This window comes from Streptomyces sp. ADMS, from assembly GCF_033441795.1.
Lineage (GTDB): Bacteria > Actinomycetota > Actinomycetes > Streptomycetales > Streptomycetaceae > Streptomyces.
This window is the reverse complement of record NZ_JAVFVX010000075.1, coordinates 1-11,802: the sequence shown is the minus strand read 5'-3', so window position 1 is coordinate 11,802 and position 11,802 is coordinate 1. Positions and strand designations below refer to the sequence as shown.

Sequence of the window (11,802 nt, the reverse complement as noted above, 5' to 3'; positions counted from 1 at the left end):
CCCGAAGTACCGATCGTCCCCGCACAACTTTCTCCCCATCTCCCGGACGTGAGCCGCACGCCGGTGATGCCGACGACGACGTCAAGGAGGGCAGCCGTGGCCACCTCATCCTCAACGGCACCTGCCGCACCCGCCGCCAAGCGGGACCGTACCCATTACCTCTACATCGCGGTCATCATCGCGGTGGCCGCCGGTATCGCCGTGGGTCTGATTGCCCCGGACTTCGCCGTCGAGCTGAAGCCGATCGGAACCGGCTTCGTCAACCTGATCAAGATGATGATCTCGCCGATCATCTTCTGCACGATCGTGCTCGGTATCGGCTCGGTACGGAAGGCAGCGAAGGTCGGCGCCGTGGGCGGCATCGCCCTCGGCTACTTCACGGTGATGTCGCTCGTCGCCCTCGGCATCGGCCTGGTCGTCGGGAACATCCTGGACCCGGGCACCGGCCTCGCGGTCACCGACGCCGTCAAGGAGACCGGCCAGGCACAGGTCGCGGCCGAGGCCAAGGACACCACCGAGTTCCTGCTCGGCATCATCCCGACGACGATCGTCTCCGCCTTCACCGGCGGCGAGGTCCTCCAGACGCTGCTCATCGCCCTGCTCGCCGGGTTCGCCCTGCAGGCCATGGGCTCGGCCGGCCAGCCGATCCTGCGCGGCGTCGAGCACATCCAGCGGCTCGTGTTCCGCATCCTCGCGATGGTGATGTGGGCGGCCCCGGTCGGCGCCTTCGGCGCGATCGCCGCGGTCACCGGTTCCGCTGGCGTCGACGCACTCAAGAGCCTCGCCGTCCTGATGCTCGGTTTCTACGTCACCTGTTTCCTCTTCGTCTTCATCGTGCTCGGCGCGCTGCTGCGGATCGTCGCAGGCATGAACATCCTCCCGCTCTTCAAGTACCTGGGCCGTGAGTTCCTGCTGATCCTGTCCACCTCCTCCTCCGAGTCCGCGCTGCCGCGCCTCATCGCGAAGATGGAGCACCTGGGTGTGAGCAAGCCCGTCGTCGGGATCACGGTCCCGACCGGCTACTCCTTCAACCTCGACGGCACCATGATCTACATGACCATGGCGTCCCTCTACATCGCCGACGCCATGGGTACGCCGATGTCGATCGGCGAGCAGATCCCGCTGCTCCTGTTCCTGCTGGTCGCCTCGAAGGGCGCGGCGGGTGTCACCGGCGCCGGTCTCGCGACCCTGGCCGGCGGCCTCCAGTCGCACAAGCCCGCCCTGGTGGACGGCATCGGTCTCATCGTCGGCATCGACCGCTTCATGAGCGAGGCCCGCGCCCTCACGAACTTCGCGGGCAACGCGGTCGCCACGGTCCTGATCGGCACCTGGACCAAGGAGATCGACCGCGAGCGGGTCAACCAGGTCCTCGCCGGCGGCATCCCCTTCGACGAGAAGACCCTGCTGGACGAGGGAGCCGGGGGCGCCGAGGGAGCCGAGGACACCCACGTCGACGGCGTGCCCGAGCAGGGCGGCGAGAAGGCCCTGGCGAAGGCCTGACAGCCTGACACCGGCTCACTGAAAATCGCGGAAGACTCCGGGTGACTGGATACTCCCCCGTAGTCCGGTCACCCGGCCTGGGGCGCCCCGGCAGGTCCGCCGGAGCCCCAGGACCCCGAAAGACGCCGAGCGGCCAGGCCCTCCCCCGTGCCTGGCCGCTCGGCCATTTCTGCTTTTCCCTACATTTCACCTACTACGGGCAGTTGCCCGCCCCGGTCGCTCAGCTCGGCCACCAGCGCGGTGGCCCGGGAGGCCGGTACGCCCGCCGCGGTCAGCAGGGTGACCGCGGCGGAGCGGCCCGCCTCCTCCGGTGCCAGGAGCCCGTCGTTCACCGCCTCCATCAGCGCGAACAGCATCTGCTCGTGCACGTACGCCAGCGCCGGCGCCGGCAGTGGTGAGCTGAACGCGCCCTCCTCCAGGCCCTGCCGGAGCACCTCGACACAGGCCTCGCGGACCGGGGTGAACCGGTCGCGGATGCCCTGGACGGTGACGCTGCGCTGGGCGAGCCCGACGAGGATGCGGTAACGGTCGGCGACCTGCCAGACCGCGAGCGTGGTGCGGGCGACGCACTCCGCCGGGTCCCCCGCGCCCTCGCGCCCCTCGGCGTACGCGGCGGCCACGGCCTCGACGGCGCCGTCGAGCAGCGTGCTGATCAGCGCCTCCCGGCTGGGGAAGTGCCCGTACACCGTCCGTCGTACGACACCAGCGGCGCGCGCGATCTGGTCCATCGAAGCGTCGGGGTCGCGCAGCAGCTCGGCGAGGGCGACGTCGAGTATGCGGTGGCGGTTCGCGTCGGCGCGGCTGGTGTGGCCCGTGGTCATGGCTGACATTGTGCCCTCCCTTCTTCCCTTCCCTGTTTGCACAGCACTGTGCATCGAGATACATTGCACACCGCTGTGCAACTGCACGCAACTGTGTAAATCGATCAGTGCTCGGTCCAGTGAGGAAGGTGACCCGGTAGCCATGCGATCCATGCGACTCGGACGACTCGTCAGTACGGAACCCGTCGAGAGAATGGATGGCCCCTACGCCCGGCGCTGGTGGGCACTCCTCGTCCTCTGCCTGAGTCTGCTGATCATCGTGATGGCGAACACCGCCCTCACCGTCGCCGCCCCCGACATGACCCAGGACCTGGGCCTGTCCAGCGCCGACCTCCAGTGGGTCATAGACGGCTACACCGTCCCGTACGCGGCCCTGATGCTGCTGCTCGGCGCGATCGGCGACAAGTACAGCCGGCGCGGGGCGCTCGTGCTCGGCCTGGTCGTCTTCGGCGCCGGGTCGGTCGCGGGCTCACTGGTCGGGTCGGCAACCGGGGTCATCGCGGCGCGTGCCGTCATGGGCGTGGGCGCCGCGCTGATCATGCCCGCGACGCTCTCCCTCCTCGCCGTGACCTTCCCGCGCGCCGAACGCGCCAAGGCGATCACCCTCTGGACCGCCACCGCCGGACTCGCCATCGCGGCCGGCCCGCTGGTCGCGGGCGCGCTGCTGGAGAACCACGGCTGGGCGTCCACGTTCCTGATCAACGTGCCGATAGCGGCGCTCGCCATCATCGGCGCCCTCGTCCTCGTACCGCCGTCCAGGGCGGGCCACCACGACCGCATCGACTACGCCGGCGGGCTGCTGTCGGTGGTGTGGATCGCGGCGCTTGTCTACATGATCATCGAGGGGCCGCACTTCGGCTGGGGCGTCAAGGCGATCACGGCGGCGGTCGCCGCGGGGCTCGGCCTCGTCCTCTTCGTGGTGTGGGAACTGCGCCACCCGCGCCCGGTCCTCGACGTACGCCGCTTCACACAGCGCCGGTTCGCGGGCTCGAACCTCGCGGTCGCCCTGTTCTTCCTGGCGGTCTTCGGCGCGTTCTACTACCTCACCCAGCACCTCCAGTTCGTCCTCGGCCACGACGCCCTGGACACCGGTCTGCGCATGCTGCCCCTCGCGGGCGCGGTCTTCGTCGGCTCGGCCCTCACCGGCTACTTCACCCCACGCGCCGGCATGAAGGTCACGGTCACGGCGGGCATGGTCGGCGGTACGGCGGCCCTCGCGCTGCTCTCGCAGGTGGACTCCGGTTCGTCGTACGGGGATTTCGTCGCCCCTCTCGTCGTCCTCGGCCTCGCGATCGGCCTCGCGCTCTCCCCGTGCACGGACGCGATCATGGGTGCGTTCCCCGAGTCCGAACTGGGCGTCGGCGGCGCGGTGAACGACACCTCGCTGGAGCTGGGCGGCTCGCTCGGCATCGCGATCCTCGGCTCACTCCTCTCCACGTCGTACGCCTCCCACCTCACCGACGCGACGAACGGCAGCAAGCTGCCCAGGGGCGCCCTGAGCCAGGCCCAGGACTCGGTCGGCGCGGGCTACCAGGTGGCCCAGGCGATCGGCGAACGGGCCCAGCAGCTCGCGGCACAGGCGTCGCAGGCGGCGAGCGCGGGGAAGACCGAGCAGGCGGCCGAGTTGCAGACACAGGCCGCCCAACTCGCCCAGGGGGCGAGCCGGATGGCGGACGCCGTCGGCTCGTCGTTCTCGGACGCGGTGGCCCACACCAGTCTGATCGGGGCGGTGATCCTGGGGGTGGGGACGGTGCTGGTCGCGTTCCTGCTGCCGGGGCAGGGGAGCGCTCGCGCGGGGGAAACGGAGGGGGCGGAGTCCGAGAAGGCGGACCCGCGCGAGCTCACGCGTACCGGGCGGTGAGTTGTGCCGCGTCGTCGGTCCAGCCCAGGTCGTGTTGTCCCACCCGCCCGCCTTCGGCATCTGTTCAGCGCGTGACCGGTATCAGTGCCTGTCCGGCGTTCGAGGTGGGGCCCTGCCGCTCCCGCCGTTTCCGCAGCTCGGGCGGTGCTCCTTCGGCGTGGGTCTGCGCTTCCAGCCCGTCCGGCGTCCGAGGACGAGCGCGTTTCAGCGAGCCGGGGGTCCGGGGGAGCAGCGCCCAGGGGCAGGACGGGACGGGCGGGGGCGGCGGGGGCGAGAACCTCAGGGGCGACCTGCGCCACCCCTGAGGTCGGCCACCAGGCGGAAGCGTTCCAGTACCGCCGGTGTCGTGTCGTCCACGGTGAACCCGGGGTCCTCCAGGGCCGCCCGCATCCCCTCGCTGTGCCAGAACCGCTCATGACCGGCCCGCCACGCGGCCACATCGGCATAGCCCTCGCCCTCGTCGAGCGCGTGGGCGAGATCGACCTCCGCGAGCGGGACCACCCGTACACCGGTGATCTCGATGATCCCGACCGGCCGCTCGCCGGAGTCGACGACCACTGACCGGCTCCCGACCTCGGGCAGAGGCTCGCCCTCGTGCTCGTAGTCGATGACCAGCCCGGTCGTGGACGTCTTGGAACCGCCGAGAACCGCGGCGACGAGCTGGTCGCGCAGCGGGCCGGGAAAGGCGAACTCGGCCTTGGGCAGGTTCTCGGGCTGAGGAGGCTGCTCCGTGGTCGTCATGGGGTCCACGGTAAGGGGCGGCTCCCGCTCCAGGCGCGCACATCAAACGCGGTACCGCTACGTGCGGTACCGCATATCACTCGCCCTTCCCCGCATCCGCGCCGAGCGTCTCCGCGACGGCTCGCGGCAACCACTCCTGTATGTGGCCGAAGGTGAAACCGAGCCCCGAAGCACGGGAGTTGTCCATGCCGTACGAGCGAGCGAAGGAGAACGGCGACACCTCACCGACGTCGACGTTCTGGAAGACGGTCCTGCCGTCCGGGATGTGCCGGGCCACGGCCGCGCACAACTCCTCGGTTGTCAGCAGGCCGTGGGAGGCGGCGTTGACCGGCCCGGTGAAGTCCTGGCCCACCGCCCAGAACAGGAAGTCGGCGATCTCGTCGACGTGGATGTAGGTCGCGGGCCGGTTCTCGGTCGGTACGGCAATCGGGGTGCCGGTGCGGATACGCTGGGCGTAGTGGTCGAGTCGGCCGGTGAAGTCGTCGTCCCTGCCCAGGACATGGGCCACGCGTACGGCGGTGTACGGGAACTCCGTACCGTCGGCCGCGAAGACCGCCTCGGCCTGACGCTTGCCCTCGCCGTAGTGCGTGTCGCGGAACTCCGGCTTGTGCCAGGGGAGTGCGAGGGCGACGGGGACGGTACGCGGATCGACGGCGTCTTCGCGGACAGGGACGACGGCGTCCTCGTAGACGAGGGAGTCCTCGTACTCGTACACCTTGACCGTGGACGTCATCACATAGCGGCGGGCGCGACCGTCGGCGAAGACGCGCCGGGCGATCGCCGCCTGGCGGGGCGTGTAGCAGACCTGGTCGACGGCGACATCGAAGGTGCGGTCGCCGAGAGCGGAATTCAGGGCGGCTTCGTCGTCGCGGTCGGCGACGAGGTGAACAGCGCCGGAAGGCGGGGAAGCGGATCCCCGGTTGAGAGCGGTCACCCTGTCTCCGGCGGAGATCAGGCGGTCGACGAGCCGCTTTCCGAAATAGCGATTGCCGCCGATGACCAATACGTCACGCATGATGTTCCTCCCCGTAGCGGACCTTGTGATCATAATTCTCCTGACGTACAGGCCAGTTCTGAAGGGCAGGACATGGGACATCCGGCCGGGGCACCGAAAGGAACACGGCAGTTGCGGGCTGCGGCCAACGAAACGTCGGTGGCCTTCGACGCGTTGGACCGGCAGATCCTGGAACTCCTCCAGACCGACGGCCGGATCGAACTGAGCGAGCTGGGCAGGAGGGTGCGGCTGAGCCCGGCGGCGGTCACGGAGCGCGTGCGCCGGCTGGAGTCGGCGGGCGCGATCACCGGATACGGCGCCCGTGTCGCTCCCGTGCGCCTCGGCTACGGCATCCAGGCCTTCATCCGGGTCAACCCGCACGGCGGCTACAACCTCAAGCACCCAAGGACGCTGGAGCCGCTGGCCCGCCCCGAGATCACCGAGGTGCACCACGTGGTCGGCGAGGACTGCTGGATCCTCCGGGTGGCCGTGGAGGACACGGTCCATCTGGAGGACCTCCTGGAACAGACGTCGGCGCTGGGCCGGACGACGACGTCGATCGTCCTGTCGTCCCCGGTGGAACAGAAGCCGCTGCTGCCGCCGGGGTGACCTTGCCTTGACGTCGGCGTCAAGGACTACCTTCGTCCGTATGCGAATCGGCATGCGGATCGGCGAGCTGGCGGCGCGGGCCGGGACCACCACACGGACCCTGCGGTACTACGAGTCAAGGGGGCTGATGCCCGCGCGGCGCACGGACAACGGATACCGCGCCTACGACGAGGACGACCTGAAGCTGCTCCGGCAGATCCGTACGCTCCAGGACTTCGGGTTCGACCTGGAGGAGACGCGGCCCTTCGTGGACTGTCTGCGGGCGGGTCACCCGGAGGGTGACTCCTGCCCCGCGTCACTGGCCGTCTACCGCCGCAAGCTGGACGAACTCGACGAGCTGATCGGCGAGTTGCGGTCGGTGCGGGCGAAGGTCGGCGAGCAGCTGACGCGGGCGGAGCGGGCGCGCGACGAGCTGGCGGCCGAGGCGACGGTTCCGGGCGGTCCGGAACCGGCATGCGAGTGGGGAGGACGGACGTGATGAGCAAGACAGCGGGCGTGGCAGAGGTGACGGACACGGACTTCGAGGCGGAGGTGCTCGGCGCGGAGTTGCCGGTCCTGGTGGAGTTCACGGCCGACTGGTGCCCACCGTGCCGTCAGATGGCCCCGGTACTGCGCGCCCTCGCGGCGGAGGAGGCCGACCGCCTGAAGGTCGTCCAGCTGAACGTGGACCTCAACCCCCTGACGACCAACGCCTACCGGGTGCTGTCCATGCCGACGTTCATGGTGTTCCGGGGCGGAGAGCCGGTGCGGTCGATGGTGGGGGCACGCCCGAAAAGACGGTTGCTGGAGGAGCTGTCCGACGTAGTCTGACGCACGCACTCACCGTGCGCTGACCTGACAGGGAGCGACTTCCATGACCGCCGACGAGCGACGACGACCGGGACGACCGTGACCACGACCCTGTGGCGCCCCACCGGTCCCAGGGAGCTGGATCTCGTCCGAGAGCTCAACTGGCGTGCCTGGCCGCCCCGGCTTCCCGAGCAGCCGATTTTCTACCCGGTCCTCGACGAGGAGTACGCGGTCAGGATCGCGCGGGACTGGAACGTCAAGCACGACGGCGCCGGCTTCGTGACCCGCTTCGAAGTCGACTCGGTGTACGTGAGCCGGTTTCCCGTGCAGCAGGCGGGTGGACGGACGATCCTCGAACTCTGGGTGCCGGCCGAGGAACTGGACGAGTTCAACGCCCACATCGTCGGTGAGATCCAGGTGGTCCACGAGTTCCGCTGAGCCCCGACGGTCCGCGGAAACGAAGAAATCCCCCGGAAGATTGCGCCCGGGGGATTTCTTTGCGTATATTCAATGGTTCGCGACTTTATTGGAATTGAGTCGCGGAGAAGTTCATTGAGCAGAGTATATCCGAGCGGGAGCGGAATTGTCAAACAGGGGCGCAAGCACGGAATCAACTCACGATGAATTGCGCGGCGAACAGGAAGTCGTCGACGGGCTCTACGCCCGCGTCGACGTCCTGCGTGGTGACACCGAGCACTCCGTCACGGACGCGCTCGCGCAGGGCAGTACGCCGATGCAGGCGCGGCTCGAACGGGACGTGCTCGTCGCCGAGCGGTCGGGGCTGCTTGCCGCGCTGAACGCCGTCGACGGGTCGCTCTGTTTCGGGCGCATCGATCTCACCTCCGGTGTCACCCACCACATCGGCCGTCTCGGACTGCGCGCCGATGACGCCGAGCGCACCCCGATGCTCATCGACTGGCGGGCCGAGGTCGCCCGGCCTTTCTATCTCGCCACCGGGCACACCACGATGGGGCTGCGCCGGCGCCGGCACATCAGCATGGACGGGCGGCGCGTCACCGGACTGCACGACGAGATCCTCGACCTCGGGGACGAGAACCGGACCGGCTACGAGGACCCGTCCGGCGACGCCGTACTGCTCGCCGCGCTCAACTCCGCCCGCACCGGCCGGATGAACGACATCGTGCAGACCATCCAGGCCGAGCAGGACGAGATCATCCGTGCCCCGCACCGAGGCGTGCTCGTGGTGGAGGGCGGGCCCGGTACCGGCAAGACCGCCGTCGCGCTCCACCGGGCCGCCTACCTGCTCTACGAACACCGCGAACTCCTCGCCAAGCGAGCCGTGTTGATCGTGGGGCCCAACCCCGCCTTCCTCGGCTACATCGGCGAGGTGCTGCCCTCGCTCGGCGAGACCGGCGTACTGCTGGCGACCGTCGGCGAGCTGTTCCCGGGGGTCAGGGCCACCGCCGCCGACACGCCCCGGGCCGCCGCCGTCAAGGGACGGGCCGAAATGGCCGACGTGCTGGCAGCCGTCGTACGGGACCGGCAGGGGCTGCCGGACCCCGTCATCACCATCGAGCACGACCGCGACGTCCTCATGCTCGACGCCGGACTCGTGAGCATGGCCCGTGAGCGGACCCGCGAGGCGAAGCTGCCGCACAACGTCGCGCGCGAGCACTTCGAGGGCCACATCCTCAACACGCTCACCGAGATGGTGGCCGAGCGCATCGGCACCGACCCCTACGACGGCAGCAATCTCCTCGACCCCAGTGACATCACCCAGATCCGCGACGACCTGGCCGAGAACCGTGAAGTCTGGGCCGCCATCGACCAGTTGTGGCCCCGAGTCACCCCGAGGCGGCTGGTCGCGGACTTCCTCGCAGCGCCCGAGGGGTACGTGTCGGAGGGCGACGCGGACGCCGTCCGGCGGCCCGTCACCCGGGCCTGGACGACTGCCGACGTACCGCTGCTCGACGAGGCGGCGGAGCTGCTCGGTGAGGACGACCGGGTGGCCCGGGCCCGGGCGGAGCGCGAGCGCAGCAGTCAAGTCGCTTACGCGCAGGGCGTGTTGGACGTTTCGTACGCCTCCCGTACCTATGAGTTCGAGGATCTGGACGAGGAGGACTCCGAGGTTCTGTCCGCTCACGACATCATCGACGCGGAGCGGTTCGCCGAGCGGCACGAGGAGGAGGACCTGCGCAGCGCCGCCGAGCGGGCCGCGGCCGACCGGACCTGGGCGTTCGGGCACATCATCGTCGACGAGGCACAGGAGTTGTCGCCGATGGCCTGGCGGCTCCTCATGAGGCGCAGCCCGACCCGGTCGATGACCCTGGTCGGCGACCCGGCGCAGACCGCCGAGCCGGGCGGGGTCGGGGCCTGGGCGGACATCCTCGCGCCGTACGTCCAGGACCGCTGGGCGCATGCCCGGCTGGGCGTCAACTACCGGACGCCGGCCGAGATCATGGACGTCGCGGCGGCTGTGGTGAGGGCGGAACGGTCGGACTTCGAGCCGCCGAGATCCGTACGGTCGACCGGGGTGCGGCCCTGGGCGCGGGCCGTTGGGGGCGGTGATCTCGCGGGGGCCGTGGGGAAGGCTGTCGGCGAGTTGACGCCCGTCGAGGGGCGGCTCGCGGTGATCGCGCCGCGCGAGCTGCACGGGGAGCTGGCCGCGCGCCTGGAGGGCGTGGAGGCCGGGGCGGAGCCCGATCTGACGCGGGGTGTCGTGCTGCTCGATCCGCGGGAGGCGAAGGGGCTGGAGTTCGACTTTGTACTGGTGGTGGAGCCGAAGGCGTTCGGTACGAGCGATCTGTACGTGGCGCTGACCCGGGCCACCCAGCGGGTGGGCGTGCTGTATCGGGGGGAGTTGCCGGCGGCGCTGGCCGCTGCTGCTGTCGAGGGCTGACGACGGCTCGCCGGTATCGGCGGCTCGCGTGCACCAAGGGTAACCAAGACGTAACAGTTCGCGCCATGGTCACTGCACGTGCACGGTCGGTGCGGTATGCGTGTGCGGTATGGAAGCCCATCCGTTCGCGGCCGCGCCGGCCGACAGTCCGGCACTCGAGTCGCTGCCCGTGGAACCGCTGTTGACGTCGGAGTTCGACGCGGACCCGGGCGGGGTGTACGCGCGGCTGCGGCGCACCTACGGACCCGTGGCGCCGGTGGGGCTCATGGGCGTACCGGTGTGGCTGGTTCTCGACTACCGCGAGGTGCTGGAGGTACTGCGGAACGAGAGCGTGTGGCGGCGGGACGTGCGGTACTGGCGGGCCCGGGCGCAGGGGCGACTGCCTGCGGACTGGCCGCTGCTGGCGGGGTACGAGGTGCGGCAGACCATGTTCATGGACGACGAGGAGCACCTCGCCGCGCGGGGCGTCCATCATGCGGCGATGCGGCCGTTCAAGGACGGGCACACCCCGCAGGGCTGGGAACTGCGGGCGACGGTCGCGCGGTACGCCGACGAGCTGATCGGGATGCTGCGGGCCGAGTCGGGCACGGTGGGGTTCGCCGACCTGGGGGCGCAGTACACACGGCCGTTGCTGCTGATGGTCACCACGAAACTGTTCGGGTGCCCTGTCGAGCTCGGGGACGAGCTGGTCATGGACCTGTGGCGGATGCTGGACGGCGGGCCGGACGCGGGGCCGGCGACGGGGCGGGCGCTGGCCGCGATGACGCGGCTGGCGGCGCATCGGCGGGCGCTGCCCGGGGACGACCTGACGTCGTACATGCTGCTGGCCGATCCGGAGCTGTCGGACGAGCAGTTGGGGCGCGAGCTGTTCATGAACGCGGTGTATCTGAACGACATCACCGGGAACATGGTGCTGAACACGCTCCTTGAGGTGTTGCGCGGGAATGCGACGGTGCGGCGCAGCCTGTCGGCCGGGCAGCTGGGGGAGACGGTGAACCGGGCGGCGCTGGTGAATCCGCCGGTGGCGAACATGTGCTTCCGGTTCGCGGCGCGGGATGTGCCGCTGGGGAACTTCTGGATTCGGGGCGGCGACATCGTCTCGCCGTCGGCTGCGGCGGCGCACGGGGATCTGATGGCGATCGGGGCGTCTCACCTGGTCGGGTCGACCGTGAGTACGCGGGCGCATCTGGGGTGGGGTGCCGGGCCGCATCAATGTCCCAGTGCGGCACGGGAGTTGGGCGGAATGATCGTGAGTACGGCGGTGGGGCGGATCTTCGAGCACTTGACGAGGGCGGAGCTGACGTTGCCGGCGGATCAGTTGCCGTGGCGGTCGGGGCCGGTGGTGCGGGGGTTGCGGTTGCTGCCGGTTCGGTATGAGTTGAGTGAGAGGGGGGTGGGGCGGGGGATTAGTGGTGTTGGTGGTGGTGTTGGTGGAGGTCGGCGGGGGGAGGCTTGGGCTGTGGGGGAAGCGGTGGTTTCTGGTGGGGACGGGCAGATGAAGGGGTTGTTGGGGGCGTTGCGGAGGTTCATGTTCGGGGGGCGGTGAGGTGGGTGTGTGTGGTGGGGTTGTTCTCGCCCCCGCCGCCCCTACCCGTCCCATCCCGTTCCTGGGGGCTGCGCCCCCAGA

General features: G+C 69.8%; 11 protein-coding genes. 8 read left to right on the top strand and 3 right to left on the bottom strand.

What is annotated here, in order from left to right; all coding sequences use genetic code 11:
- The first annotated feature begins 66 nt into the window (after positions 1-66).
- Entirely contained in the window at positions 67-1,500 is a 1,434-nt protein-coding gene (locus RB628_RS27655) for a cation:dicarboxylate symporter family transporter (protein ID WP_412180735.1), read from the top strand.
- Positions 1,501-1,679: 179 nt separating this feature from the next.
- Here RB628_RS27655 and RB628_RS27650 read toward each other — a convergent pair whose 3' ends face one another.
- Positions 1,680-2,330 carry a TetR/AcrR family transcriptional regulator gene (locus RB628_RS27650; protein WP_318323229.1) on the bottom strand — a complete coding sequence of 217 codons (651 nt, stop codon included), beginning with the start codon at positions 2,328-2,330 and terminating at the stop codon, positions 1,680-1,682.
- 142 nt (positions 2,331-2,472) lie between these two features.
- On the opposite strand from RB628_RS27650, the gene RB628_RS27645 reads away from it, so the two are divergent.
- Positions 2,473-4,182, top strand: a complete 1,710-nt coding sequence (locus RB628_RS27645) for an MFS transporter (protein ID WP_318323258.1) — start codon at positions 2,473-2,475, stop codon at positions 4,180-4,182.
- A 279-nt stretch (positions 4,183-4,461) separates the two neighbouring features.
- Here RB628_RS27645 and RB628_RS27640 read toward each other — a convergent pair whose 3' ends face one another.
- Both RB628_RS27640 and RB628_RS27635 read right to left on the bottom strand, forming a co-directional pair.
- Positions 4,462-4,923: an ASCH domain-containing protein gene (locus tag RB628_RS27640; protein ID WP_318323228.1), complete on the bottom strand. Its 462-nt coding sequence runs from the start codon at positions 4,921-4,923 to the stop codon at positions 4,462-4,464.
- Between the two features lie 76 nt (positions 4,924-4,999).
- Positions 5,000-5,938 carry an NAD-dependent epimerase/dehydratase family protein gene (locus RB628_RS27635; RefSeq protein ID WP_318323227.1) on the bottom strand — a complete coding sequence of 313 codons (939 nt, stop codon included), beginning with the start codon at positions 5,936-5,938 and terminating at the stop codon, positions 5,000-5,002.
- A 72-nt stretch (positions 5,939-6,010) separates the two neighbouring features.
- On the opposite strand from RB628_RS27635, the gene RB628_RS27630 reads away from it, so the two are divergent.
- The 6 genes from RB628_RS27630 (at position 6,011) to RB628_RS27605 (ending at position 11,721) form a co-directional block, all read left to right on the top strand.
- Entirely contained in the window at positions 6,011-6,526 is a 516-nt protein-coding gene (locus RB628_RS27630; RefSeq protein WP_412180734.1) for an Lrp/AsnC family transcriptional regulator, read from the top strand.
- 52 nt (positions 6,527-6,578) lie between these two features.
- Positions 6,579-7,004, top strand: coding sequence for a MerR family transcriptional regulator (locus RB628_RS27625; RefSeq protein ID WP_318323256.1), 426 nt, complete (start codon positions 6,579-6,581; stop codon positions 7,002-7,004).
- Positions 7,005-7,021: 17 nt separating this feature from the next.
- Positions 7,022-7,336, top strand: a complete 315-nt coding sequence (locus RB628_RS27620; RefSeq protein ID WP_318323255.1) for a thioredoxin family protein — start codon at positions 7,022-7,024, stop codon at positions 7,334-7,336.
- 78 nt (positions 7,337-7,414) lie between these two features.
- Positions 7,415-7,753, top strand: coding sequence for a hypothetical protein (locus RB628_RS27615; RefSeq protein ID WP_318323226.1), 339 nt, complete (start codon positions 7,415-7,417; stop codon positions 7,751-7,753).
- A 187-nt stretch (positions 7,754-7,940) separates the two neighbouring features.
- Positions 7,941-10,175: a HelD family protein gene (locus tag RB628_RS27610; protein ID WP_318323225.1), complete on the top strand. Its 2,235-nt coding sequence runs from the start codon at positions 7,941-7,943 to the stop codon at positions 10,173-10,175.
- A 109-nt stretch (positions 10,176-10,284) separates the two neighbouring features.
- Positions 10,285-11,721: a cytochrome gene (locus RB628_RS27605; RefSeq protein ID WP_318323224.1), complete on the top strand. Its 1,437-nt coding sequence runs from the start codon at positions 10,285-10,287 to the stop codon at positions 11,719-11,721.
- The last annotated feature ends 81 nt before the right edge of the window (positions 11,722-11,802 follow it).

Excerpts from the sequence above, each read along its gene's own strand:
- RB628_RS27655 (WP_412180735.1), top strand. The coding sequence starts at position 67 with ATGCCGACGACGACGTCAAGGAGGGCAGCCGTGGCCACCTCATCCTCA.
- RB628_RS27650 (WP_318323229.1), bottom strand. The coding sequence starts at position 2,330 with ATGTCAGCCATGACCACGGGCCACACCAGCCGCGCCGACGCGAACCGC.
- RB628_RS27645 (WP_318323258.1), top strand. The coding sequence starts at position 2,473 with ATGCGACTCGGACGACTCGTCAGTACGGAACCCGTCGAGAGAATGGAT.
- RB628_RS27640 (WP_318323228.1), bottom strand. The coding sequence starts at position 4,923 with ATGACGACCACGGAGCAGCCTCCTCAGCCCGAGAACCTGCCCAAGGCC.
- RB628_RS27635 (WP_318323227.1), bottom strand. The coding sequence starts at position 5,938 with ATGCGTGACGTATTGGTCATCGGCGGCAATCGCTATTTCGGAAAGCGG.
- RB628_RS27630 (WP_412180734.1), top strand. The coding sequence starts at position 6,011 with ATGGGACATCCGGCCGGGGCACCGAAAGGAACACGGCAGTTGCGGGCT.
- RB628_RS27625 (WP_318323256.1), top strand. The coding sequence starts at position 6,579 with ATGCGGATCGGCGAGCTGGCGGCGCGGGCCGGGACCACCACACGGACC.
- RB628_RS27605 (WP_318323224.1), top strand. The coding sequence starts at position 10,285 with ATGGAAGCCCATCCGTTCGCGGCCGCGCCGGCCGACAGTCCGGCACTC.